Origin of the sequence: Paraburkholderia sp. BR10923 (assembly GCF_040948765.1) — a bacterium.
GTDB classification, from domain to species: domain Bacteria; phylum Pseudomonadota; class Gammaproteobacteria; order Burkholderiales; family Burkholderiaceae; genus Paraburkholderia; species Paraburkholderia youngii.
The window spans coordinates 722,998-747,944 of sequence record NZ_JBFPKO010000001.1 but is presented as its reverse complement, the minus strand read 5'-3'; the positions used below and the strand labels follow the sequence as shown (position 1 = coordinate 747,944).

The 24,947-nt window shown below is 65.6% G+C and carries 18 protein-coding genes; 7 read left to right on the top strand and 11 right to left on the bottom strand.

The annotated features are described in order from the left end of the window. Positions 1-56: 56 nt before the first annotated feature. The 3 genes from AB3X94_RS03350 to AB3X94_RS03340 all read right to left on the bottom strand — a co-directional run bounded on the left by AB3X94_RS03350 (position 57) and on the right by AB3X94_RS03340 (position 3,517). A complete protein-coding gene (locus AB3X94_RS03350) occupies positions 57-1,097 on the bottom strand; it encodes a zinc-dependent alcohol dehydrogenase family protein (protein ID WP_368610766.1) in 1,041 nt (346 codons plus the stop codon). A 140-nt stretch (positions 1,098-1,237) separates the two neighbouring features. Beyond that, a complete protein-coding gene (locus AB3X94_RS03345; RefSeq protein ID WP_368610784.1) occupies positions 1,238-2,509 on the bottom strand; it encodes an MFS transporter in 1,272 nt (423 codons plus the stop codon). A gap of 117 nt (positions 2,510-2,626) precedes the next feature. After that, positions 2,627-3,517, bottom strand: a complete 891-nt coding sequence (locus AB3X94_RS03340) for a helix-turn-helix domain-containing protein (protein ID WP_176108440.1) — start codon at positions 3,515-3,517, stop codon at positions 2,627-2,629. Between the two features lie 227 nt (positions 3,518-3,744). Here AB3X94_RS03340 and AB3X94_RS03335 point away from each other — a divergent pair, with 227 nt between their 5' ends. Beyond that, positions 3,745-4,761 (top strand): alcohol dehydrogenase, encoded by a 1,017-nt coding sequence (locus tag AB3X94_RS03335; RefSeq protein WP_368610765.1) that lies wholly within the window; start codon positions 3,745-3,747, stop codon positions 4,759-4,761. A gap of 134 nt (positions 4,762-4,895) precedes the next feature. Here AB3X94_RS03335 and katG read toward each other — a convergent pair whose 3' ends face one another. After that, positions 4,896-7,154, bottom strand: a complete 2,259-nt coding sequence (gene katG / locus AB3X94_RS03330; RefSeq protein WP_368610764.1) for a catalase/peroxidase HPI — start codon at positions 7,152-7,154, stop codon at positions 4,896-4,898. Between the two features lie 533 nt (positions 7,155-7,687). On the opposite strand from katG, the gene AB3X94_RS03325 reads away from it, so the two are divergent. The 5 genes from AB3X94_RS03325 (at position 7,688) to AB3X94_RS03305 (ending at position 15,520) form a co-directional block, all read left to right on the top strand. Next, positions 7,688-8,932, top strand: a complete 1,245-nt coding sequence (locus AB3X94_RS03325; RefSeq protein ID WP_368610763.1) for a tyrosine-type recombinase/integrase — start codon at positions 7,688-7,690, stop codon at positions 8,930-8,932. Between the two features lie 180 nt (positions 8,933-9,112). Beyond that, entirely contained in the window at positions 9,113-9,754 is a 642-nt protein-coding gene (locus tag AB3X94_RS03320; RefSeq protein ID WP_217709926.1) for a hypothetical protein, read from the top strand. A 437-nt stretch (positions 9,755-10,191) separates the two neighbouring features. Further along, entirely contained in the window at positions 10,192-10,791 is a 600-nt protein-coding gene (locus AB3X94_RS03315) for a DUF2760 domain-containing protein (protein ID WP_368610762.1), read from the top strand. Then, a complete protein-coding gene (locus AB3X94_RS03310; RefSeq protein ID WP_368610761.1) occupies positions 10,788-12,647 on the top strand; it encodes an Hsp70 family protein in 1,860 nt (619 codons plus the stop codon). The genes AB3X94_RS03315 and AB3X94_RS03310 overlap by 4 nt, the downstream gene beginning before the upstream one ends. After that, a complete protein-coding gene (locus AB3X94_RS03305; RefSeq protein WP_368610760.1) occupies positions 12,644-15,520 on the top strand; it encodes an Hsp70 family protein in 2,877 nt (958 codons plus the stop codon). The genes AB3X94_RS03310 and AB3X94_RS03305 overlap by 4 nt, the downstream gene beginning before the upstream one ends. Here the strand turns inward: AB3X94_RS03305 and AB3X94_RS03300 are convergent. Together AB3X94_RS03300 and AB3X94_RS03295 are read right to left on the bottom strand one after the other, a co-directional pair. Beyond that, positions 15,517-15,795, bottom strand: coding sequence for a hypothetical protein (locus tag AB3X94_RS03300; protein WP_176108433.1), 279 nt, complete (start codon positions 15,793-15,795; stop codon positions 15,517-15,519). The genes AB3X94_RS03305 and AB3X94_RS03300 overlap by 4 nt on opposite strands. A gap of 143 nt (positions 15,796-15,938) precedes the next feature. Next, entirely contained in the window at positions 15,939-16,781 is an 843-nt protein-coding gene (locus AB3X94_RS03295; RefSeq protein ID WP_368610759.1) for an EamA family transporter, read from the bottom strand. Positions 16,782-16,902: 121 nt separating this feature from the next. On the opposite strand from AB3X94_RS03295, the gene gcvA reads away from it, so the two are divergent. Continuing rightward, the gene (gene gcvA / locus AB3X94_RS03290; RefSeq protein ID WP_176108431.1) at positions 16,903-17,793 is read left to right on the top strand and encodes a transcriptional regulator GcvA; all 891 of its coding nucleotides are present in this window, start codon (positions 16,903-16,905) and stop codon (positions 17,791-17,793) included. Positions 17,794-17,871: 78 nt separating this feature from the next. On the opposite strand, the gene AB3X94_RS03285 is transcribed toward gcvA, so the two are convergent. From AB3X94_RS03285 to argG, 5 genes are all read right to left on the bottom strand, one after another. Beyond that, on the bottom strand, positions 17,872-20,001 hold the full coding sequence (locus tag AB3X94_RS03285) for a D-(-)-3-hydroxybutyrate oligomer hydrolase (RefSeq protein ID WP_368610758.1): 2,130 nt from the start codon (positions 19,999-20,001) through the stop codon (positions 17,872-17,874). Between the two features lie 201 nt (positions 20,002-20,202). Next, positions 20,203-20,361: a BBE domain-containing protein gene (locus AB3X94_RS03280; RefSeq protein ID WP_368610757.1), complete on the bottom strand. Its 159-nt coding sequence runs from the start codon at positions 20,359-20,361 to the stop codon at positions 20,203-20,205. 189 nt (positions 20,362-20,550) lie between these two features. Next, on the bottom strand, positions 20,551-22,104 hold the full coding sequence (locus tag AB3X94_RS03275) for a transporter substrate-binding domain-containing protein (protein WP_368610756.1): 1,554 nt from the start codon (positions 22,102-22,104) through the stop codon (positions 20,551-20,553). Between the two features lie 134 nt (positions 22,105-22,238). Then, positions 22,239-23,270 carry a sensor domain-containing diguanylate cyclase gene (locus AB3X94_RS03270; protein ID WP_312883580.1) on the bottom strand — a complete coding sequence of 344 codons (1,032 nt, stop codon included), beginning with the start codon at positions 23,268-23,270 and terminating at the stop codon, positions 22,239-22,241. Positions 23,271-23,449: 179 nt separating this feature from the next. Further along, positions 23,450-24,784 carry an argininosuccinate synthase gene (gene argG / locus AB3X94_RS03265; protein ID WP_176108428.1) on the bottom strand — a complete coding sequence of 445 codons (1,335 nt, stop codon included), beginning with the start codon at positions 24,782-24,784 and terminating at the stop codon, positions 23,450-23,452. Positions 24,785-24,947: the final 163 nt, after the last annotated feature.

The window sequence follows — 24,947 nt, the reverse complement described above, 5'->3', positions numbered from 1 at the left end:
ATCGCGGCGCGGCGCGCGCGTGCCACGCGCCACCGCTCCGGCTCGCCGCGCCCCGCCTAAGACGCCTCGATCAACACCTTCAGCGCGCGCGTGCTCGACGCACTGGAGAACGTTTCGTAAGCCGAAAGAATATCGTCGAGCCGGAACCGATGCGTGATCAGACGCGTCGGATCGATCCGCCCCGCCTTGACCGTCTTCATCAGCATCGGGGTACTGACGGTATCGACGAGACGCGTCGTAATCGCGATGTTGCGATCCCACAGCTGTTCCAGATGCAGATCGCACTTCACGCCGTGTACGCCGATGTTCGCGATCGTTCCGCCAGGCGCGACCAGTTGCTGGCAAAGCTCGAACGTCGGCGGAATGCCGACCGCTTCGATCACGCAGTCGGCGCCGACCGATTCCGTCAGCTTCAGCACTTGCGCGACCGCATCGGTATGCGCGTTGTCGACACACGCGGTCGCGCCGAAGCGGTGCGCGACCTCGAGCCGGTTGACATCGGGATCGATCATGATGATCTGCGCCGGCGAGTAGAACTGCGCGGTCAACAGCGCCGCGAGCCCGATGGGTCCGGCGCCGACGATCGCCACCGTAGACCCCGGCTGAACCTTGCCGTTGAGCACGCCGCATTCGAAGCCGGTCGGCAGAATGTCGGACAGCATCACGAGCGCCTCTTCGTCGAGGCCGGCCGGAATCCGGTACAGACTGCTCTGCGCATGCGGAATGCGCACGTATTCGGCCTGCGTGCCGTCGATCCGGTTACCGAGAATCCAGCCGCCCGTCGTGCAATGCGAATACATCCCGCGCCTGCAGTAGTCACAGCGACCGCACGAGGTAATGCACGAGATCAGCACGTGATCGCCGGCCGCGAGCCCGCTCACCGCGTCGCCGACCTGATGCACGACACCGACGCCTTCGTGGCCGAGAATGCGGCCCGGCTCGCAGCTCGGCACGTCGCCTTTGAGAATGTGCAGATCGGTGCCGCAGATCGTCGTGCGAGTGACTTTGACGATTGCATCGGTGGGCGCCGCGAGTTCGGGGATCGGCCGTTCGTCGAGCGACTTTTTGCCCGGACCGTGATAAACGAGTGCTTTCATGACGGACTTCTCCTGTGGCCGGAATGAGACACGATGCTTCCTATTGCGTCACGCGCTTACATCATGCGCCCCGGCATGGCGGGCGGCTTGATCTGGGTCAAGCATGTGGGTTCAACTAATTGCGGGCCGCGGCGTCCGAGTTACGAAAACAACGCCGACGCATCGATGTCGGTCATTTTCTCGAGTTCGTCGCGGCGCGTATCGCACGCTCGCCTGATCGTCGCGCCTTGGGCGATCCACACGGCCAGCGAAATGAACGCGAAGCTACCGAGCGCAATAAATGCCGTCGGGTAGCCGAAGCGGCTGGCGAGCCATCCGCCGAGCAGTGGACTCAGGCAACCGCCGGCGGCTTCCACGCTTTGCACCGCGCCCTGACCGAGGTTCACCCGCCCGCTGCCATGCAACAGGTGCACGACGAGAGCCGGGATCGCGACGCTTTGCAGCCCCGAGCCCAGACCGTCGAAGATTTGCACCGGCACGATCCCCCACTCGGCCGTGATCCATGCCGCGGTCAAGCCGCGCAGCGGCAGCGTGATCAGCGTCGCGAGGATGACCCACCAGAAACCCCAGCGGCGGATCGCGCGGCTCGCGTAGACAGCGGCGCCCAGCATCACGAGCTGGGAAATGATGATATTGGCCGCCGTGATCGCGCTGGCGTCGCGGTGGTGTGCCGCCGCTTGCGCAAGGCTGTAAAGCGGCAGCAGCGTGGAATTGCCGAGGCTGAAGGCGGCCAGCGCGAGCGCGAGCAACAGCAACGGGCGGCAGCGGATCAGCGCGCGCACGCTGTCCGCGCGCACCTGCGAGCGATCCTTGTCGTCCTCGTGCGCGAGGCCGCGCGCATAGTGCCGATGCACCGCGCGCGCGGGAATCAGCAACACGGAGACAATGCACGCGATCCCGAACGCCGCCCCGAGCGCGAACACCCAGACGATGCCGAGCCACCAGCCGATCGCACCGGACAAAGCCGCCGCCACGATGTTGCCGGCGTGGTTCGCCACCTGGTTGCGGCCGTATTGCCGGTCGAAGTTTCTGCGGCCGGTCATGCCGAGCGTCAATCCCATCAGCGCGGTGCCCATGACCGAGCCCGCCACTGCCGTGGCGATCTGCGAGAACGCGATCGGCCAGTAGCCGCGCGAGAGCCAGATCACGCACGCGGCGGCGACCGTCAGCGCGCTTGCGGCAACCACCACCGCGCGCCGATGGTAAATGGCATCGACCAGCGCGCCAGCCGGGGCCGTCACGAGCACGCTGACGATGGCCCCCAGCGTCAGCACGGTGCCGATCGTGTCGGGGCTCCATCCATGCGCTTGCAGATAGATGCCGAGAAAGGGTCCCGCGCCTGCCTGCACATCGGCTGCGAAGAAGCTGACTGCCAGTAACGGGGTGGTCGGTTTCGTGTTGTGTTCTTCCAGTTTTTGGCGGGCGCGAGCGACGGGCTTCCATCGATCAGGCGTCCGTCGGGACACTGCGCAAGGCGATCAGCGCATATCCCGCTGGAGCATCGAGCGTGCCTGGGACTGCCTTGAAGGTCACTGCCATTCAGTTCCCGTCCATCGGTTTGCCGATATTGGAGGTTGCGGCAATGCATGCATCGCAAGCAGTTGCTGATGGCGTGCTTCGGTGGCCTCGTCGGCGGGAAACATGGATTCGATGCGCAGTTCCTGCGCGGCCACGTTTTGCGGTGTACCCACGGTCGTGACCATCGAGAAATAGCGCAGCACCACGCCTTCGCTGATGAAGCCGAGTGGAATCATCGGCAGCGTCGCGGGCGTCGTGGAAGAGCCATGATGCGTCTTCCAGTCGCGTGGCACATCGGGATACGCAAGCAGTTCATCGAGTAGACGCTTCGTGTGGGCACCGATGACATGACCCACCGATTCACGATACACGCGTTGCAGCAGGCTTCGCGCGACCTCATCCCAATCGGCCACGAACGGACGCATGCCGAGCGGATCGAAGATCAGATGCAGCATGTTGCGCGGGCCTTCGCGCGCAGCCATGTCGATGAAGCAGTTGAAAAAGCGCGGAGCCGCGTCGTTGCTCATCAGCACGTTCCAGTCGCGGTCCATCACGAGCGCCGGAAACGGCTCATGCTGACGCACGACCCGTTCGAGCGCGCGAACCACGCCGTTCATCTCTTGCGCATTCCACGGCGCTTCCGAATAGACCGGTGCGTAACCGGCGGCAAGCAGCAGCGCATTGCGCTCGCGCAGCGGCACGTCGAGAGTCTGCGCAAGCGTCAGCAGCGTGTCGCGGCCCGGCACGCTGCGCCCGCTTTCGATGAAGCTGATCTGCCGCTGCGAGAAGCCGGCCTCGAGCGACAGATCGAGCTGACTCACGCCGCGCACGTCACGCCAATAGCGCAACAGACTACCGAGATCGCCCGGCTGCACTTTCGGATCGTGACTCGTGACGTTCATCGCATTGCCCTCCTTTTTATCGGCTGAAAACAACTGCTGCGCGCCATCCAATTGGCGGCGCAATAGCCGAAGATTAGCGGCGGCCGCGCGGCGCGCCAATTACATCGGATGTCATCGTCATCGGCCAATTGACGGCGGCTTCTTTCTGGCGACCCGCCTGGGCGCGGACTATGATGTTTGAGTTTGTTCCCCTCTTGTTCCGTTCACCACTGGAAAGGAAGAACATCATGCCCACGATGAAAGCAGTCGAAGTGAAGCAGGCAGGCGGCCCGCTCGAACTGGTCGAACGTGAAGTGCCCGAGGCGGGCGCGGGTCACGTCCGCATCAGGATTCAGGCTTGCGGCATCTGTCATAGCGATGTGATGACCAAGGACGGGCTGTGGCCGGGCCTCGCCTATCCGCGCGTGCCCGGTCATGAGATCGCGGGCGTGATCGACTCGCTCGGTGTGGGTGTCGAGGGCTGGCAGCTCGGGCAGCGTGTCGGGGTCGGCTGGCACGGCGGGCACTGCGGCAAATGCGAACACTGCCGCCGGGGCGACTTCGTGCTGTGCAAGTTTGCGCTGATCCCCGGCATCAGCTACGACGGCGGCTACGCCGAATACATGGTGGCCCCGGTCGAAGCGCTGGCGCGCATTCCCGACGATCTGTCCGATGTCGATGCCGCGCCGCTGCTGTGCGCGGGCATCACGACCTTCAACGCGATACGCAATAGCGGCGCGCGCGCCGGCGACGTGGTCGCGATTCTCGGCATCGGCGGCCTCGGTCATCTAGGCGTGCAGTTCGCGCGCAAGATGGGTTTTCGCACGGTGGCGATCGCGCGCGGTCAGGACAAGGCCCCGCTCGCGCAGCAACTGGGCGCGCATCACTACATCGACAGCAAAACGGAAAACGTCGCCGAGAAGCTCCAGGCACTGGGCGGCGCGAAGCTGATCCTCGCCACGGTGACGAGCGGCAAGGCGATGACAGCCACGCTCGGCGGTCTCGGCCTGAACGGCAAGCTCGTGATGGTCGGCGTCTCGGAAGAGCCGATCGAAGTGCCGATCGTGCAGTTCATCATGGGACGCAACTCGGTGCAAGGCTGGCCGTCCGGCACCTCGGCCGATTCGCAGGACACGCTCGCGTTCAGCGCGCTCACCGGCGTCAAGCCGATGATCGAGGAGTATCCGCTCGCCGAGGCCGCGCAGGCCTACGACCGGATGCTGAGCGGACACGCGCGTTTCAGGGTGGTGTTGAAGATGATCTGAGTCGATGACTGGGAAGGAGACGAAGAAAAAACGCGATTGCCGGCATCCCGGCAATCGCGCTCGATGACTACTCAAAGCTACCTTCAAACACTGTGTCGGCGCGGCAATGAACCACGCGCGCCGCAGTGGCTGGATCAAGCCAGATCGAAACGATCCAGATTCATCACCTTGACCCACGCGGCAATGAAGTCGCGCACGAACTTCTCCTTACCGTCCTCGCTCGCGTAGACCTCGCTCAAGGCGCGCAGCACCGAGTTCGAGCCGAACACCAGATCGACACGGGTACCCGTCCACTTGACCTCGCCGCTCTTCGCGTCGGCGCCTTCGAACGTTTCCGCGGCCTCCGACACCGGCGTCCATTCCGTACCCATATCGAGCAGGTTACGGAAGAAGTCGTTGGTCAGCGTTTCCGGTTTGTCCGTCAGCACACCTTCCTTGCCACCGCCCACCTTCAGCACGCGCAGGCCGCCGATCAGCGCCGTCATCTCGGGCGCCGTCAACGTCAGCAGTTGCGCCTTGTCGATCAGCAGCTTCTCCGCCTCCACCGGGAACTTGCCGCCCAAATAGTTGCGGAAGCCGTCGTGGACCGGCTCGAGCGCGCCGACCGATTGGACGTCGGTCTGATCCTGCGACGCATCCATGCGACCCGGCGAGAACGGCACCGTCACCTGCTGCCCGGCGTTCTTCGCGGCCTGCTCGATGCCGGCGCCACCGGCCAGCACGATCAGATCGGCGAGCGAAATCTTCTTGCCGCCGGACTGCGCACCGTTGAACTCGCTCTGGATGCCTTCGAGCACCTTCAGCACCTTCGCGAGCTCGGCCGGCTGGTTGACTGCCCAGTCCTTCTGCGGCGCGAGCCGGATGCGTGCGCCGTTGGCGCCGCCGCGCTTGTCCGAGCCGCGGAACGTCGAGGCCGATGCCCACGCGGTCGTGACCAGCTGCGACACCGACAGTCCGGACGCGAGGATCTTCTGCTTCAGCGCCGCGACGTCCTTGTCGTCGACGAGCGGGTGATCGACGGCCGGAATCGGGTCCTGCCACAGCAGTTCTTCGGCCGGCACTTCCGGGCCCAGATAGCGGGCGCGCGGACCCATGTCGCGGTGCGTGAGCTTGAACCATGCGCGCGCGAACGCGTCGGCGAACTCGTCCGGGTTATCCATGAAGCGCCGCGAGATCTTTTCGTAGATCGGGTCGAGGCGTAGCGACAGGTCGGTCGTCAGCATCGTCGGCAGCAGTTTTTTCGACGGGTCGTGCGCATGCGGGATCGTCGGCTCCGCGCCCTTCGCAACCCACTGATTCGCGCCGGCCGGGCTCTTGGTCAGCTCCCACTCGTGGCCGAACAGGTTGTGGAAATAGCCCATGCCCCACTGCGTCGGCGTCGAGGTCCACGTGACTTCGATACCGCTCGTGATCGTGTCGCCACCCTTGCCGGTGCCGAAGCTGTTGCGCCAGCCGAGCCCCATCTCCTCGAGACCGGCACCTTCCGGTTCCGGACCGACGTTCTCGGCGGGCCCCGCGCCGTGCGTCTTGCCGAATGTGTGGCCACCGGCGATCAGCGCGACCGTTTCCTCGTCGTTCATCGCCATGCGGGCGAACGTTTCGCGGATGTCGACCGCGGCCGCGAGCGGATCGGGATTGCCGTCCGGGCCTTCCGGGTTCACGTAGATCAGGCCCATCTGCACCGCGCCGAGCGGGTTTTCGAGGTTGCGTCCGGGCGGATCGGTGCGGCTCTTTTCGGTGCCGTGCAGTTCTTCGTCGGCGACCAGCACGCCTTCGTCGTCTTCCCTGCCGGCCGCGCCCTTGCCATAGCGCACGTCGCCGCCGAGCCAGGTCTTTTCATTGCCCCAATAGACGTCCTGATCCGGTTCCCACGTGTCCTCGCGCCCGCCGCCGAAACCAAATGTCTTGAAACCCATCGTTTCGAGCGCGACGTTGCCGGTCAGGATCAGCAGATCGGCCCACGAAATTTTCTGCCCGTATTTCTGCTTGATCGGCCATAGCAGCCGGCGCGCCTTGTCGAGGCTCACGTTGTCCGGCCAGCTGTTGATCGGCGCGAAACGCTGCTGGCCGCGCCCTGCGCCGCCGCGACCGTCGCCAATGCGGTAGGTGCCGGCGCTGTGCCATGCCATACGGATAAACAGCGGTCCGTAGTGGCCAAAGTCAGCGGGCCACCAGGGCTGCGAATCGGTCATCAGCGCGGCGAGATCTTTCTTGATCGCGTCGTAGTCGAGGCTCTTGAATGCCTCGGCATAGTTGAAGTCCTTGTCTAGCGGATTGGAGCGGTTGGAATGCTGGTTCAGCAGATCGACGCGCAATTGCTTCGGCCACCAGTCTCGAATGGTCGTCCCGCCGCCGGCGGTGTGGATGAACGGGCACTTTGCTTCGTTTGACATGCGTTCTCTCCTTTGGAGGATGTCTCCGTTGTCGATCGGAGTCGGTGCGAAGCACTTTCTCCAATCCCATGCAAGGTACTTGTTATGCGTTTGTCATCCTGTCAGGCGTCCGTGGCATTTTGACGATCGAGGAACCCGACAGTCGGCCAAATGATTCGGCAGTGCACTCATGAAATCCAGGGTTGAAGGAAACGCAGCCGGAGTCTCTAACAGATGACTCCGGCCGACGCGCCACTCCTATTCGAATATAGGCGAGGGCAAAGTTCAATAGAATTCGAATCCGGCAATGCCGGTAATAGATGGCGACTATAGCGGGCAACAATCGCGCGGCGCGCTCCATTACTGTATGCCGATCGATCGTCGCTGCGTCGAAGCTTGAGCGCGCCCCGCTGTTTTGCGCCAGGCGCGGTCTACTGTGTGATAGGGTTTCGCGTTTCATCAGCAACAGAATGGGCACTGTTTTCTTTTCAGGCAAACGCTTCGGACAACGCCTGAGCGGAGCAGAATGACGCCAACCGGCGTGCGCCCGAGGAGTGTCCCGAACCGTGTCCAAAGCTGCCCCGAATGCTGAGCTCGCCACCGTCCAGCCCGTCGAATCGCTCGTCGTGCCGGAACTGCTCGATGGCCGCGACGGCACCAATCGCGGCGCGGCGGAAAACTCCCAGCTATCGGCGCGCAACGACCTCGACGCCGTGCGCGCGTGGCTCTCCAATTACGCCGACACCAAGACCACCTTCGACAACTACCGCAAGGAAGCCGAGCGGCTGCTGCTGTGGGCCGTCGTGCAGCTCGGCAAGCCGCTGTCGTCACTCACGCACGAGGATCTGCTGCTGTTCAAGGCGTTCATCGCCGATCCGCAGCCGGCCGCGCGCTGGGTGTCGGCGAACGGCGGCAAGTACGCGCGCGGCGACACGCGCTGGCGGCCGTTCAACGGGCCGCTGTCGCCGGCCAGCCAGCGCCAGGCGCTGATCATCCTGAACGCGATGTTCACGTGGCTCGTCAACGCGGGCTATCTGCGCGGCAATCCGATGGCGCTGCTGCGACAGCGCGCGAAGCGCTCGGCGCCGCGCGTCACGCGCTATCTGTCGACGTCGCTGTGGGACGAAGTGAAACTGTTCGTCGAGCAGTTGCCGCAAGATACCGATGCGCAGCGCGCGTACTACGCGCGCTGCCGCTGGCTGACCACGCTGTTCTATCTGCAGGGCATGCGCATTTCCGAGGTCGCCGGCGGGCAGATGGGCCAGTTCTTCCGAAGGCTCGGCGCCGACGGTCAGGACCAGTGGTGGCTCGAAACGCTCGGCAAGGGCGACAAGGAGCGGATCGTGCCGGTGTCGGCCGAACTGGTTCAGGAACTGCGCAGCTACCGGACGCTGAATGGCCTCGCCGCGCTGCCGACCCGCGCCGAGGAAACCCCGCTCGTGCTGCCCTTCAAGGGTCGCAACCGCTGCCTGTCGCGCTCGGCGATTCACGACGCGATCAAAGGCATCTTCGCGGGCGCGGCGATGTGGCTGCGCGCGCGCGGCGCCGAATTCGCCGATCGCGCCGACGAACTCGAGCGCGCGTCGGCGCACTGGCTGCGGCATACGGCCGGTTCGCACCAGGCGGACGGCGGCGTCGATTTGCGCACGATCCGCGACAATCTCGGCCACGTGTCGCTGAATACGACCAGCCTTTATCTGCACACCGAGGACGACGCGCGCCATACCGAGACCGTCAATCGGCACCGGATGAACTGGCACGACGCGAAGTCTAAAGAAGGCAATCCGGGCGGCAATTAAGCGCGGATCGGAGCCCCGGCTGCGCACGCATTGGCGCATGCGTTTTCGCCTGCGCGGTTTTCGCCTGCGCATTCATCAACTAATTTTCCCGATCGGCGATTCGTATCTCAAGAACGCAAAACGCCTGGCCGTTAAAAGGGCGTCGCTCGACAAATAAACAAGACAAACCGGGGAACGAAGTTGAAAAAGATCACCAAGGCGCTGTTGGCGTCGGCTGCGTGCGCGAGCTTTCTCGCGGGCTGCGTGACCAGTGGGCAAGGCCAGCTCGTCAGCGCCCCGAACCGCCCTACCGAAGTGACCGTGACCGCCTATCAGCCGTTGCCCACCGATGTGTACGTCGCGAATGTGGTCGACCGCGACGTGGTATTCGTCGGCGGCGATACGTATATCTGGGTCGTCGGCCGGGACGGCGTCCGGCAGCGCCAGTTCTACGCGCATGGCGATCGTCGCGCGGAGGTTTTCCATCGCCGTGAGGAACTGCGTCGCGTGATGGCAAGCCATGACGGTCATCTGCCGGGGTATCCGGGTGATGCGCGTGCGCCGCTCGCGCGCGCTGCCGGTCCCGCGCCGGCGCTGGCCGCGCACGGACAGTCGCCGCGCGCCCACAGGCACGCCACCGGGCCGCTCAGGCCTGCGCGCGTGACAGCCGCGCACGGGCAACCGCGCGTTGCCAACATGCACGCCGCCGGGTCGGTCAGGCCTGGACGCTCGATGGCCGCACACAGACAACCGCACAGCGCCGACATGAAAGTCGCCGGGCCGGTCACGCCCGCGCCGGCACCATCGGGCAAGCGGGTACCGAAAGAGCCGAGCAAGTCGTAACGTCGCCGACATGCGCATCATCGCGTAAGCGGCAAGACTGCGCGGGGAGCGGCTGGCGAGCGGCCGGCCTCTCGCGCCGGTGCGCCAGCAGCAAGCCGGAACCCGCTCCCAAAGCACCTGCGCACACCGCCCCTTCCCCCCAACTCCCCGCCAATCCCACCCCATTGCCCGCTAGAATTGCCGGCTTTGCCCGCGTCGGGCGCGCCGCAAGGCAAAATACGGGTTTTGCGCGCGCCGCACGCGCGGCCGACCCGGTCGCGAAGCGTCCCGGACAGTCTGGCGGCCCGGCGGTTGCATGATCATCGCCCAAGGCTCGCGCCCCCGGCCGCGCGCCGACCCGCAACATCACAGCCGCGCCCGGCCCGTCAGCTTCGCTGCCCGGCGCACGTGGCGCGGCGAGGACCGCTCGTCCCTAACAGAGCAGATCAGGAGCCTTTATGAGCGATTCGAACCCATCCTTCCTCGGCCGGATTTCGCTGGCCGTGGGCACGTTTTTCCGCATTCTCGGCAATGGCGAGTTCGCCGCCGACGTGCTGCGCCTGCGCAACGGCGAAAAGTTCGGCGCGGCCCCGGCGCCCGCCCCCGCCGCCGCGGCAACCCCGGCACCCGCACCCGCCCCGCAACCGAAGCCGCAACCCGCCCCGGTGCTGAAGGAGGCCACCCCCGACGCCGCGCTGCAACTGCTCGGCCTGCTGCAACGCGACGCGCGCTTCATCGATTTCGTCGAGGAAGACATCAAGGCCTATAGCGACGCCGACATCGGCGCGGCCGCGCGCCTCGTGCACGAAGGCTGCCGCGCGACGCTGCGCGAGCACTTCACGATCCGCCCGGTGCGCGACGAAGCCGAAGGCAGCCGAGTGACGCTGCCCGCCGGCTTCGACGCGAGTTCGGTGCGTCTGACCGGCAACGTGGTCGGCAGCGCGCCGTTTAGCGGCAGCATCAGCCATCGCGGCTGGCGCGTCGACGAGGTGCGTCTGCCGAAGCTCGCGGACGGCCATAACGCGAAGGTCATCGCGCCGGCGGAGGTGGAGCTATGAGCGACGCACGCTATTCCATCGGCATCGACCTCGGGACCACGCACTGCGCGCTGTCCTACGTGGACACGCACGCGAGCGACGGCGAGAAAACCACCCAGGAGGTGCTGTCGATCGCGCAGCTGACGGGCCCCGGCGCAATCGACACTCTGCCGCTCTTGCCATCGTTCCTGTACCTGCCGCATCCCGACGAACTGGCCTCCGGCGATCTGTACCTGCCGTGGACCGGCCAGCGCGAATTCGCGGTCGGCGAATTCGCGCGCAATCGCGGCGCCGGCACGCCGATCCGGCTCGTGTCGAGCGCGAAAAGCTGGCTGTGCCATCCAGGCGTCGACCGTCGCGCGGGCATTCTGCCGAACGACGCGCCGCCCGAAGTCACACGCGTGTCGCCGCTCGAAAGCTCGGTGCGTTATCTGACGCACCTGCGCGAGGCGTGGGACCACGCGCATCCGGACGCGCCGTTCGGCGAGCAGGACGTCACGGTGACGATCCCCGCGTCGTTCGACCCGGCCGCGCGCGAACTGACCGCGGAAGCAGCCGAGGCCGCCGGCTTCACGCGCATGACGCTGCTCGAAGAGCCGCAGGCGGCGCTCTATAGCTGGATCCAGAAGAGCGCCGGCCAGTGGCGCAAGCAGGTCAAGGTCGGCGACATCATCCTCGTCGTCGACGTCGGCGGCGGCACCACCGACCTGTCGCTGATCGCGGTGATCGAACGCGACGGCAATCTCGAACTGCATCGCGTCGCGGTCGGCGATCACATCCTGCTCGGCGGCGACAACATGGACCTCGCGCTCGCGCACGTGGTCGCGCGCAAGCTCGCCGCGCAGGGCACCCAGGCCGACGCGTGGCAGCTGCGTGCGCTGACCTACGCTTGCCGCGCGGCGAAGGAAACACTGCTCAGCGACCCCGCGACCGACACCGTGCCGCTCGTCGTGCCGAGCCGCGGCTCGAAGCTGATCGGCGGCTCGATCCGCACCGAGCTGACGCGCGCCGAGCTCACGCAGACGATCCTCGACGGCTTCTTCCCGCAGGTCGACAGCGCCGCGCGTCCGGTGAGCCGCGCGCGGGTGGGTCTGACGCAGCTCGGTCTGCCCTATGCGCAGGACGCGGGTATCACGCGGCATCTGGCGGCGTTCCTCGGCCGTCAGGTCGGCGCGCTCGCCGAACTCGAAGGGCTCGGTGAAGCTGCGGCCAATGCCGCCGCGCAAAACGCGAGCTTTCTGCATCCGACCGCAGTGCTGTTCAACGGCGGCGTGTTCAAGTCGACGCTGCTGGTCGAGCGCATCATGAGCACGCTGAACGGCTGGCTCGCGGCCGAAGGCGCGGCGAGCGCGCGTCTGCTCGAAGGCGCGGACCTCGATCTGGCGGTCGCGCGCGGCGCGGCCTACTACGGCTACGTGCGACGCGGCCGCGGCGTGCGGATTCGCGGCGGCACCGCGCGCGCGTACTACATCGCGATCGAATCGGCGATGCCGGCCGTGCCCGGCCTCGAGCCGCCGGTGCAGGCGCTGTGCGTCGCGCCGTTCGGCATGGAAGAAGGCACCGACGCCGAGTTGCCCGCGCAGGAGTTCGGGCTGGTCGTCGGCGAGCCCGTGCATTTCCGCTTCTTCGGCTCGTCGGTGCGTCGACAGGATCAGGTGGGCACGCTGCTCGAATACTGGGGCCCCGAGGAGTTGCAGGAACTCGAGGAAATTCAGGCGACGCTGCCGGCGGCCGGCCGCACCGCCGGTGAAGTCGTGCCGGTGAAGCTGCACGCGCGCGTGACCGAAGCGGGCACGCTCGAACTGGAGGCGATCCCGCGCGGCTCCGACGAGCGCTGGAAAGTCGAATTCGACGTGCGCGGCAACCCGAATGCGTGAGTGACATGAAGCGGTACAGCGTCGGCATTGATCTCGGCACCAGCAACACGGTGCTCGCATACGCGGAAGCCGGCTCGCAGCAGATCCGCGTGTTCGAGATCGAGCAGCTGGTGAGCCCCGGCGAGGTCGCCGCGCGGCCGCTGTTGCCGTCGGTGCGCTATCAGGCGGCCGACGGCGAGCTGAGCGCGGCCGATCTGCAGTTGCCGTGGCCCGCCGCGCGCGCGGCGTCCGGCCAAGGCATACACGCCGGGCAGCCGGTCGTGGTCGGCCGGCTCGCGCGGCTGCTCGGCGCGCAGGTGCCCGGGCGGCTCGTCGCGAGCGCGAAAAGCTGGCTGTCGCACGCTTCGGTCGATCGCGTCGCGCCGATCCTGCCGTGGGGCGCGCCCGACGACGTCCGCAAGATTTCTCCGCTCGACGCGAGCGCGAGCTACCTCGCGCACGTGCGGGCCGCGTGGAACCAGCACTTTCCGAAGGCGCCGCTCGAACAGCAGGACGTCGTGCTGACGGTGCCCGCGTCGTTCGACGAAGGCGCGCGTGCGTTGACCGTCGAAGCGGCGCGGCTTGCCGGGCTGCCGTCGCTGCGGCTGCTCGAAGAGCCGCAGGCCGCGTTCTATGACTGGCTGTTCCGGCATCGCGACACGCTTGCCGACGAGTTGGCGCACACCCGGCTCGTGCTGATTTGCGACGTCGGCGGCGGCACCACCGATCTGACGCTGATCGAAGTCGGCCTGACCGACGACGGCGAGCCGCGCCTGACGCGGGTCGGTGTCGGCAATCACCTGATGCTCGGCGGCGACAATATGGACCTCGCGCTCGCGCATCTGGTCGAGGCGCGGCTGTTGGGTGGTGCCGGTGGCGCTGGGCAGGCGCCGCAGCGGCTGTCGGCGGCGAGCCTGTCGCAGCTGGTCGAGCGATGCCGCGTCGCGAAGGAGCAGTTGCTCGGCGCGCAGGCGCCCGAGGCGGCGCCGGTCACGCTGCTCGGCGCCGGCTCGAAGCTGATCGGCGGTGCGCGCACCACCCAGGTCACGCGCGACGAGGTCGAGAAGATCATCGTCGATGGATTCTTTCCGCGCGTCGCCGCAGATCAACGACCGGGCCGCCCGCGCGGCGCGATCGTCGAATTCGGCCTGCCGTACGCGACCGATGCGGCGGTCACGCGGCATATCGCGGCCTTTCTCGAACGCTTCGCCGCGCAGTCGCGCAAGGCCCTCGGCGCGCACTCCAGCACGCCGGACCCATCCCGCACAGCCGCCCTGCCCGTTCCCGACACGCTGCTGCTCAACGGCGGCGTGTTCCGCGCCGACGCGCTATCGCGGCGTCTCGCCGACACGCTCGGCGGCTGGCGCGGCGCGCCGCTCCATGTGCTGCACAACGACAACCCCGACGTCGCGGTCGCGCGCGGCGCGGTCGCCTATACGCTCGCGCGCGCCGGCTTCGCGCCGAAAATCGGCGGCGGTTCGCCGCGCAGCTATTTTCTGGTGCTCGACGAAACGCCCGCCGGCAAAGACGTTGCCGAGCCGGACGCAGCGCCCGCGCAACGCGGCATCTGCCTGCTGCCGCGCGGCACCGAGGAAGCTCACGAGATTCTGATCGAGGATCGCACGTTCGCACTGCGGCTCGGACATCCGGTGCGCTTTCACCTGGTGTCGTCTAGCGCGGACACCGCATATCAGCCTGGCGAGCTGGTCGATCTCGCGGGCGGCGACTTCGTGCGCCTGCCGCCGATCGCGACGATCGTCCAGCCACGCGACGGCCAGCGCGCCCGCGAAACCGCGGTGCGCATCGCGACGTCGCTGACCGAGGTCGGCACGCTCGACGTCCATTGCATCGAGCTCGACGATCCATCGCAACGCTGGCTGCTCGAATTCCAGCTGCGCCACGGCGACGCGCAAGTAGACCTATCCGCCGATGGCGCGCCGCAACGCCACCCGGCGCTCGATCGCGCGATCGAACTGATCGACCGTTGCTTCGGCGCCCGCGCGCATAACGTCGACCCGAAGGAAATCAAACGCCTGCGCGCGCAGCTCGAACATCTGCTCGGCCCGCGCGATGGCTGGGGTAGCGCATTGCTGCGCGAGCTGTTCGGCGCGCTGTGGGAACGCGCGCGGCGCCGGCGCCGCTCCGCCGATCACGAGCGGCTGTGGCTGAATCTGGCCGGCTATTGCGTGCGGCCCGGCTTCGGCTATCCGCTCGACGAATGGCGCGTCGAGCAACTGTGGACGCTGTTCGACGACGGCATTCAATACGTGACCGACAGCCAGGTGTGGTCCGAATGGTGGACGCTGTGGCGCCGCGCGGCCGGCGGTCTCGGCGAGGACGAACAGTTGCGCGTGCTCGACGCGATGGACTATCTGCAGAAGGCCGCGCAATCGCGTCACAAGCTGCCGTTCGATGTCGCGAAGACCGGCTTCGCCGATATGGTGCGCCTGTCCGCATCGCTCGAACGGATTCCGGCGGAACGCAAGATCGAACTCGGCGAGGCGGTGCTCACGCGCTTGAAAAAGCCCGCGGAAAACCATCAAAGCTGGTGGGCAGTCGGACGGATCGGCGCGCGCCAGCCGTTCTACGGCAGCGCGCACAGCGTCGTGCCACCCGAGGTCGCCGCGCAATGGCTCGACGCGATCCTCGCGCTCGACTGGAAGAAGGTCGACCCGGCCGCGTTCGCCGCGGTGCAGATCGCCCGCATGACCGGCGATCGCTCGCGCGATCTGCCCGACGAACTGCGCGCGAGCGTCGTGCGACGCCTCGAAGCGGCGAGCGCGCCGCGCGCCTGGATCACGATGGTCAGCGAAGTCGTCGCTCTCGATAACGCCGACGAAGGCCGCGTGTTCGGCGAATCGCTGCCGGTGGGGTTGAAGCTGATCGGCGGCTAGAGCGTTTGGCGCTGCGCGAAGCTCAGCACCGCTCGCGCCGCGTCCGGATTGTCACGGTCCTCGAGGCTTTCCGCGAGCAGAGCGCGAAAGACCGGCAACTTGTCCTTGCCGTATTGGAGGCCAAATTCGCACAGCACTTCGGCGATCGCCGCTTGCCGGCTGTCGGCGCCCAGCGTGCTCGAAATGTGCGAGCTGCCGCGCGCCAATTCGAGCAGATAGGTCGAGCGGTAACGGTTCTTTTCGGCCTGTCGGCCGGATCGGGGTCCACGGGGCATCGTTGTTTTTCTCTGCCATTGTCGAACCCGCTATCTATCAGTCAAAGCTGAAGGAAAGCTTAGGACGAATCGCGCATGGCTTGCTTGCCACCCGTCACATCAAGGCAAGCCGGCGATGAACGACCCGCATCCTCTCTCTCTCGTCAAAGCCCCAGACATGCCGCTCCAGCCGCAACGACCAGGCAGGCGAGCCAGCGCCCGCCATTGACCGCTTCCCCAAGAAACACCCGCCCGATCAGCACCGCGAACACCACGCTGGTTTCGCGCAACGCCGACACCGCACCCATCGCGCCCGACTGCAGCGCCCAGATCACGATGCCATACGCCGCGATCGACACCAAACCGCCGACGAGCGACGAGCCCACCGACAGCGGCTCGGCACGTACCGGTGTGCATAGCGGCGCGAGGCCGCGCATTGCGACGAACAGCAGCGGCATCAGCCAGTAGAACAGGAACATCCACGCGGTGTAGGTCAGCGGCTGACCGTCGGACAGTCTCACGCCGATGCCGTCGATCACGGTATAGAGCGCAATCGTCGCACCAGTCGTCAGCGCGCTCAGCACACCCGCGCGCGACACGTGCCGCCCCTGCAACGCGATCGCGATGATGCCGCCCGAGACCATCGCGATCCCGAGCGCGTGCAACGGGCCGATCGCTTCACGCGCGAACAGCGCCGCGCCGAGCGTGACGAGCAGCGGCGACGAGCCACGCGCGATCGGATACGCGAGCGCCAGGTCGCTGCGTCGATACGACCGCACGAGGCTCACGTTGTAGAAGATATGCACGAGCCCCGATGCAACGAGGTAGGGCCAGCAGGCGCTGGCTGGCAAGGGATTGACCAGGACGACGAGCGTGGCGACAGCCGCGATGGCGATGCTCATCCAGGTCATCGACAGGAACCGGTCGCGGTTGCCGTGCAGCATCGCGTTCCAGCTCGCGTGAAGCATCGCGGCAAAAAGCACGATGCCACCGGTATAACTAAGCATGGGGTTTTGGGGCCGAGAGTGAGCGGGAATGGCATTAGCGGTACAAGAGGAAGGATATCTATCTTGTCGTGGCCCCTCAAACCAGATAAATTGGCCGCCTGCGTTAGAAAAACTCTTGCAAATGAAACGGGTATTGCCTCCGCTCAATGCGTTACGGGCCTTCGAGGCTGCGGGCCGGCTCGGCAGCTTCAAGGAAGCCGCCGCAGAGCTGCACGTGACTCACGGCGCGGTGAGCCAGCAGGTGCGTCTGCTCGAGGAATGGCTCGGCGCCTCGTTGTTCGAACGGCACCACCGGCGCGTGACACTGACGGCGGCGGCGAAGGCCTATCTGGAGGAAATCGGCCCACTGTTCGAACAGCTGTCGCAGGCAACCGCGCGATACGGTGTGCCCGAAACGCTGTCGCGGACGCTATCCGTCAACGCGCCCGCGACATTCACGTTGCGCTGGCTGGTGCCGAGACTGGCGACATTCCGCGCCGAGCATCCCGACGTGGAGGTCAAGGTGGAGACGTCGAACGGACCGCTGGAGAGTTTGAAAGAGAGTTACGACATCGTCATCCGGGGCGGCCCGGACACGTTCTACGGCTATTCGATGCGGCCATTCCTGTCCGAGGAGAGGCTTCCGGTCTGCAGTCCGGCGCTCTTGCAGCGGGTGCCGCTTCGATCGCCGGACGACTTGCGGCAACACACGTTGCTGCACACCTCGAGTCTTCCGCGGCTTTGGCCCGACTGGCTGGCGAGCACGCAGCTTGCCGCGCTGAGGCCGGCCGCCACCTTGACCTTCGATCACTTCTATCTGACCTTGCAGGCCGCCATCGACGGAATCGGCATCGCGATGGGACCGACCGCGCTGGTCTCCGACGATCTCGCCGCTGGCCGGCTCGTCGCGCCGTTCGACGGTCCGCGTCTGCGGTCTCGCAGTTACTGCACTTACATTGCGGATGAGAAGTCTGGCGACGAACTGGTCGTGCAGTTCCGTTCGTGGCTCGAGCGCGAGGGGATGTGTTCTTGAGCGCAGAAGTAGGTCATCTCACAGCAACGCGCACACAGGCGGGCGCCTGTGTGCGCGTATTGCTTCGGCACGCGCCGCTCAATTCGGCACGTTCACGGCGCCGTTCGTGGCGGAAATCGCATTAGCACCCGGGCTCGCCGCGATCGCCGGCAGGTTGGCCGTGGTCAGCGCCGGTGCGGCTCCCGGCGTGCCGCCGCGCGGTATCGTGTGGATCACTTGCGACGGCGGCAGCGGCGTGCCGTTCTTCAGATGCGCCCACATCAGGTTGAGCGCCTGAAGATTGTAGAAGTGCAACGGCACGAAACGCGTGTCGAAACCGGCGACGCCGAGGAACGCGTCAAAGTGCTGACCGTTCGTGACTTCGTAAAGCGCCAGCTTGCTCGCACCGCCCTCGGCCACCTGGTTCAAGCCGAGATACGGCCGCGACGCGTGGTTGATCGGCACCAGCGCATCCGCGCGTCCTTGCACGATGATGGTCGGCTTGCCATGCAGGTTCGCATTCACGCGGATTGCATCGACGCTGGCATTCAAGAAACCATCGGTCCACCGCGCGCGCAGGCATGCGGCGCCCGCGTAGCTCGCATCGGCGGTCGCAAGCCGATGATCGGCCGCGCCCGAGGTGCCCGCGTTGTAGACGAGGTTGATGCCATTGGTCGGCGGCACGCCGTTGCCGTTGCCGAACACCGTCAGCATCGGCGAGACCGCCGGCGTCACGCCGGCTGCGCCCGTCGCGCTGGTGGTGCCGAAGCTGAAGTCGCACAGGTTGTCGGCGACGCTTGCACGCGCATATGCATTCGCATAGGTCACGGCGACGGCCGGCACTGCCTGCGAGTCCCACATCGGCGCTTGCAGCAGGTCCGAGTCCGTCTGATAGCCGTTCTGATGCAGCAGCGCGAGCGCATTGGTGGCCTGCGTCACCGTATCCGCTCCCGCGATCACACCGGCTGCCGCGAGCGACGCGCAACGCGCGGTGCGCAGCGCGGTGGTGGTCGCGGTCGGCAGCGCGGTCAGATACGGCGCGCCGGCCGCGGCCGGAGCGAGCGCGGCGCACGGCTGCAGCAGGTTCGCGAGCGTCATGTAATCGGCGAGCGGTTTGCCGAACGCGCCGACCGGCACGCCGCCCTGCGCGACCGACACCTGCGGCGTAAGCCGCATGTTGATCTGCGGTTCGCCGACTACCACTGCCGTGATGAGCCCCGACGTGTCCTGCTCGGCCGCCGCGAGCGAAGCGCCGCCGCCGTTGCTGACCGACGCGGCGATCGTCGTGATGCTGCCGCTCGCATAGCGCACCGTGCGCGTCGTGCCATTCAACGCGCCGAACGAATCGTTGAGCGCCCAATACGCGAACTGGATCGCCTGCAACGTGTTCTTGCCCCAGTCCTGCTCGGGGTTCTGTTGCGAGTGCGCGTGCTTGAACGCATAGCGGTTCGGGAATTGCGCGTTGAACGTTGCCTGCGTGGTGCCGCCGAGCTTCGCGGTGAAGAGGCTTGCCTTGCCCGCTGTGCTCGCATCCTGCAACGTGCCGTCGATCAACGTCACGCGATTCGTCGACAGCTCATGCGCGCCGTTGCCGCTGCCCTTGTCGGTGTAGGCCACGGCGCAGCCGCGCTTCAAGCCCCACTCGCCGGCCGCCGAAATCGCGCCGTACACACCGCGCGAACCGGACGACGTCGCGGTGACGATGCACGGTTGGTCCGGATTGAAGCTGGTGGGAATCTGCACGAGCAGGCTCACGTTCTGCGCGCCGCTGCCGTCATCGGCATAGGCGAGGTATTCCTTGCCCGCGATCTTGCCTTCGCCCAGCGTGTCGTTGCCGTTCAGGTCGACGTTGGGGCCCCAGAAGCGTCCATAGCCGCCGTTCGCCGTCATGTCGACGAGCGCCCGGTAGTTCGACCAGATCGCGAGACGCCGCAGTTCGGCGGCCGTTGGTTGCGCGGTATTCGCGATGGCCGGCGCGGTCGCTGAGGCGAGGCCGGTCTTGCCGAGGCCCGCGGTCAGCAGATCGTCGCTGTTGCCGTCATAAGATTTCGTCGTCACCGCGCTTTTGATGAAGCCTGGCAGCACGTTGTTCGGCGGCGGTGGATGCAGTCCGTCGTCGTTGCCGCCGCCGCAGCCGGCCAGCACGATCGCGGACGCCATCAGGCTCGCCGCGGTAGTGAGCCACGAAGGGTTGTGCATGGCCGCCGGGATCTTCTTCGGTGTTGTCATCTTTTCTGTCTCCGTCATTTATACGACGTTGTATTGGCAACGGCACCGAACTTATTACCGACTCCGCTTCATCAGGTTCGCTAGAAAGAGATGCTTCGGATGCCGATGCATCGCTAGCGTGCATTGAGCTCTCGCCGGAGTCAATACACGCTCATACCGACACATAGCGAGCATCAGAATTCGCTTGAAACGGCCGGCCAGCTAGTCGGAATCGGCCATGCGGGTGAACCCGTCGTCGCTCCAGGCTTCGGAGCCGACACCGTGACGAACGAAGAAAACTCCGTGCGGGTCGTAACGTTTCTTGATCGACAGCAGACGCGCCCTGTACATATCGACCCACGCCGCCGGTAACGGCTTCATAGGTATGCATCCAGATCGCCCCTGCCCCGACGCTTCCCGCGGGTCCGGGTGGAATGATCCCGTCACAACCGCTTGGAACGAAAGCATCGTGATTCCTGATGTCGTTCATCGCGCGCGTCCATATCATCAAGGAATCCGGTGCGTTCAAAGCGTCGCTGCGGTGACAGCGCTTTCAGACGAGCACTTCCGTTACGTTCCGCCCTGCTTGCGCATCTGCCCGATAGCGCGAGCCCGTGCCGCCTCGGCCTCCCGGACGAGCCGGTACGCAACATAATATTTGAAGACATTGCGCACGTACGTAGTGGGTTCGATGCCGATTTTCTCGGCGACTACGATTTCGACATTGTTGAACCACTTGTTCGGATCGAGACCGCGAGCCTGCGCCTCCTTGCGCATCCTGGCGATGTTTGCGGGTCCTGCGTTGTAGCTCGCGAATGCGAACAGCGAGCGGTCCCTTTCCGAGAAGTGAGCATCGGGGAAGTAACGGGCCATCAGCACGTCGAGATATTTCGCTCCCGCATGGACGTTGGACTCCGCCACCCTGATGTCGCCAACCGCAAGTTCCTTCCCCGTGGCTGGCATCAGCTGCATGATGCCGATTGCTCCAACGTGACTGCGCGCACTCTGGTTCAGCTGCGATTCCTGATAGCCCTGAGCCGCAAGCAGGAGCGGATCGAAGCCGTACTGCGCGCCGTATTTTTCGAAAAGGCCGACCGTCTGTTTGAATCGCTTCAGCTCCGCTGACTCCGTATTGTTGGAGATCTGCTTGATGCGCTTCATTTCCTGCTGCAGACGGACTTCCGCGACACTCTGCTTTTTCACGTAATTCAGGTAGAAGTCGTTGATCGCGTCCCGTAGCTTCGGGCTCTTGAGGCGGACCGCCCAGCCGATGTAGCCTGCGTCGCGCACCGCGATGTCGTTATGCACGACGATTCCCGGCAGTATCGGCGCCCATACCTTTGCCTTCCAGTCGTCCACCACGAGGATCTGGACCAGCCCGGCATTGAGCATCTCCATCGCATCTTCGTCTTCTAGCGCGTCGGGCAGCGGTACGAGCTTCACGGGGGCTTTGCGTTCCCTGGCAAACCGCGCATTCAACGCGTTCAGGCTCTCGTAGTAGCTGCTGCTGGGCCGCACATGGACGGTCTTGCCGCTCAGATCGTCGAGCTTCGCGAGGGTTGGCGACTTCGGCCCGGTCACGACCACTTCGCGTACTGCTGTCCGGTCACGCGGCGACACGAAGTCGACCTGCTTCAGGCGGGCCTCCGTGACCGTCAGATTGCCCGCGGCGATGTCGCCCCGGCCCGCTATCAGCCCTGGGAGCAACTGGTCGCGCGTCGTCGGAATGATGACCAGCGTGAGCGGACGTTTGCCGAGCGTCGCCTGGTATTTCCTGTTCAGATAGCGCTCGAAGTCCCGCATCAGGCCGGCGGTCAGCCCTCGCTCGTGGCCTTGCTCATTCACATAGAGCGTTCGACTGTAGGGAACCAGTACGCGGATCAGCCGCCGGTCCAGCATGGCGTCGAAATCGCCGGTGAACGGTTGATTGCCCAGATCGATTTGGCGCGCGGCGGGAGTTGAGGCGGGGGCACCTGGGGCTGCCGGAACGGAAACGGCCGACGAGGCGGCCGACGACGCGGCCGGTTGCGCAGCGGCAGTTTGGGCGGCGACGCACGTCGCAACGCCGACGGTCATGCCTGAGCAGAACGCCGCGATGAACAGCAACGTTTGAATGATGCGCATCGTAAAAAGCCCTGCTGCCGCACCCGGCGACTGCGTCGACGTTCACTACGCGCTTCGATATTGCCACGATGACAACGGTTGGAAATGGGACGTTGGTCCTATAAGCCATGCCGCCGTCACGACGAAGACTAGAGCTACGCCATCGTCACGCGATTTCGCCCGTTATGCTTCGAGCGATACAGCGCCCGGTCGGCGCTCGCGAAACCGTCGCGATGCGCGGGCCGCGATAAATCGCTGATACGTGTAAGCGACGCGCCCACGCTGACCGTCACCACCCCGAGCGGCGACGCGCGATGTTCGATCGCGAGATCCGCCACGCCCTGGCGCAGCGTTTCGAGCGTGTCTTCGAGCTTCGACTTCTGTGCTTCGAGCATCAGCAGTCCGAACTCCTCGCCGCCCATGCGCCCGACCACGAAGTGCTCGCTGTCGGCGGCGGCCTGCATCACCGAGGCGACCAGCCGCAGACAATGATCGCCGGCCTGATGGCCGTAGGTGTCGTTGTACTGCTTGAACCAGTCGACGTCGACGACCACCGAGCCCATCATGTCGCCGTCGCGCGCCTCCTTCCAGCGTCGCGCGATGGTTTCCAGCAGAAAGCGCCGGTTGTACAACTGCGTGAGCGGATCGATCGCGGTGGCCGTGCGCATCTTCAGATCGTTTTCGATCATCGCGCGCAGGTGGTAGAACACACCGCGCTGGGCCGCGTCGAGCCGGCCCGGTGCCGGGTCCATCGCGCATAGCGCGCCGACGATCTCGCCGTTCGGCGCACGCAGCGCGATCGCCGCGTAAAAGCGCACGAACGGATGACGCTTGACCAGCATGCATTCACCGAAACGGCTGTCGTTGTGAGCATCCTCGATCACGAACAGATCGGCGTCGCGCACCGCGTAGTCGGCGAGCGAACGCGCGCGCGTGACGAGCGGCATCGCCATGCCGACCTCGGCGCGATAGTGCTGATACTCCTCGTCGAGCAGCACGATCGCGGTAATCGCCGCGCCGGTCACGCTCTTCAGAATCTCCGCCGCGTGCGTGAAGCACTCGCGCATCACCTGATCGTCGTGCAACAGCCACTCGATGACCGAGGACTCCACCTCGGGTTCGCCGCCGGCGGTCGAGTCGACTGGCATCCGGCTGGCGAGGCGGTCGATACTGTGAGCGAGTTGCACGGAAGGGTTCCAGAATGGGCTTAGCTTATGTCAACGGCATAGGCAGGCCAAACTTGAGCACAGAATGTGGGACCGCGAGCACGCGCCGGAGCGCATCCGGCGGCCCCAAAGAAAATGGGCCGGCTCTCGCGAGCCGGCCCATCGATCGATGCGACGTTGAGATAATCGGACGCGCCGCTTTACTCCTTGTCGCCCTTCACCTGCGGCAGCGCCGACGTCTCGTTCGACGACAGCAGACCCACCTGCGAGTAAATGCGCAGCTTGTCGCGCGTGTCCTTGATGTCGAGGTTGCGCATCGTCAGCTGGCCGATGCGGTCGCGCGGCGAGAACGTCGATTCGACCTTCTCCATCGACAGACGCTCGGGCTGATACGTGAGGTTCGGCGACTTCGTGCTGAGGATCGAGTAGTCGTTGCCGCGGCGCAGCTCGACGGTCACTTCGCCGGTGATCGCACGCGCGACCCAGCGCTGCGCGGTTTCGCGCAGCATGATCGCCTGCGGATCGAACCAGCGGCCCTGGTACAGCAGACGGCCGAGACGGCGGCCGTTCTCACGGAACTGCTCGATCGTGTCTTCGTTATGGATGCCGGTGACGAGACGCTCGTAAGCGATATTCAGCAGCGCGAGGCCCGGGGCTTCGTAAATGCCGCGGCTCTTCGCCTCGATGATGCGGTTCTCGATCTGGTCGCTCATGCCCAGACCATGACGGCCGCCGATACGGTTCGCTTCGAGCAGCAGTTCGACCGCGTTAGGGAACGTCTGGCCGTTCAGCGCGACCGGCTGGCCTTCCTCGAAGCGGATCGTCACTTCTTCCTTGGCGATCTGCACGTCGTCGCGCCAGAACGCGACGCCCATGATCGGATTCACGATCTTGATGCCGGACTCGAGGCTTTCGAGATCCTTCGCTTCGTGCGTCGCGCCGAGCAGGTTCGAGTCGGTCGAATAGGCCTTTTCAGCCGACATCTTGTAGTCGAAGCCCGACTGGCGCATGAACTCGGACATTTCCGCGCGGCCGCCGAGTTCGTCGATGAACAGCTGGTCGAGCCACGGCTTGTAGATCTGCAGGTTCGGATTGACGAGCAGACCGTAGCGGTAGAAACGCTCGATGTCGTTGCCCTTGTACGTGCTGCCGTCGCCCCAGATGTTGACGCCGTCTTCCTTCATCGCGGCGACCAGCATCGTGCCGGTCACGGCACGGCCGATCGGCGTGGTGTTGAAGTAGGTGACGCCCGCCGTCGAGATATGGAACGCGCCGCACTGCAGCGCCGCGATGCCTTCTGCGACCAGTTGCGCGCGGCAGTCGATCAGACGCGCGCCTTCGGCGCCATATTGCGTGGCGCGACGCGGGATCGAATCGTAGTCGTCTTCGTCGGGCTGACCGAGATTGGCCGTGTAGGCGTACGGCACGGCGCCCTTCTTGCGCATCCAGTGCAGCGCGGCGCTGGTGTCGAGGCCGCCGGAAAACGCGATACCGACCTTCTGGCCGATCGGAAGACTTTCAAGGATTGTACTCATAAGCAGTAGCGTTAAACTCGACGTACGGGGAGATTTGGGGATAACAGCTGAGTATCGGGCAAGCCTGGCGATCAGGCAAGTTACGCGGGAGTATACCGTGAACCGCCGTCCGGCCTTGGATTTTGCCGGTCGGCGCGGCTCTCCGCCGCGATCTCGGCGTGTC

Bases quoted from the DNA above. Each gene is read 5' to 3' on its own strand.
- AB3X94_RS03340 (WP_176108440.1), bottom strand. From the start codon at position 3,517: ATGAACGTCACGAGTCACGATCCGAAAGTGCAGCCGGGCGATCTCGGT.
- AB3X94_RS03335 (WP_368610765.1), top strand. From the start codon at position 3,745: ATGCCCACGATGAAAGCAGTCGAAGTGAAGCAGGCAGGCGGCCCGCTC.
- AB3X94_RS03285 (WP_368610758.1), bottom strand. From the start codon at position 20,001: ATGACAACACCGAAGAAGATCCCGGCGGCCATGCACAACCCTTCGTGG.
- gcvA (WP_176108431.1), top strand. From the start codon at position 16,903: ATGAAACGGGTATTGCCTCCGCTCAATGCGTTACGGGCCTTCGAGGCT.
- AB3X94_RS03315 (WP_368610762.1), top strand. From the start codon at position 10,192: ATGAGCGATTCGAACCCATCCTTCCTCGGCCGGATTTCGCTGGCCGTG.
- AB3X94_RS03310 (WP_368610761.1), top strand. From the start codon at position 10,788: ATGAGCGACGCACGCTATTCCATCGGCATCGACCTCGGGACCACGCAC.
- AB3X94_RS03280 (WP_368610757.1), bottom strand. From the start codon at position 20,361: ATGAAGCCGTTACCGGCGGCGTGGGTCGATATGTACAGGGCGCGTCTG.
- argG (WP_176108428.1), bottom strand. From the start codon at position 24,784: ATGAGTACAATCCTTGAAAGTCTTCCGATCGGCCAGAAGGTCGGTATC.
- AB3X94_RS03350 (WP_368610766.1), bottom strand. From the start codon at position 1,097: ATGAAAGCACTCGTTTATCACGGTCCGGGCAAAAAGTCGCTCGACGAA.
- AB3X94_RS03275 (WP_368610756.1), bottom strand. From the start codon at position 22,104: ATGCGCATCATTCAAACGTTGCTGTTCATCGCGGCGTTCTGCTCAGGC.
- katG (WP_368610764.1), bottom strand. From the start codon at position 7,154: ATGTCAAACGAAGCAAAGTGCCCGTTCATCCACACCGCCGGCGGCGGG.
- AB3X94_RS03295 (WP_368610759.1), bottom strand. From the start codon at position 16,781: ATGCTTAGTTATACCGGTGGCATCGTGCTTTTTGCCGCGATGCTTCAC.
- AB3X94_RS03300 (WP_176108433.1), bottom strand. From the start codon at position 15,795: ATGCCCCGTGGACCCCGATCCGGCCGACAGGCCGAAAAGAACCGTTAC.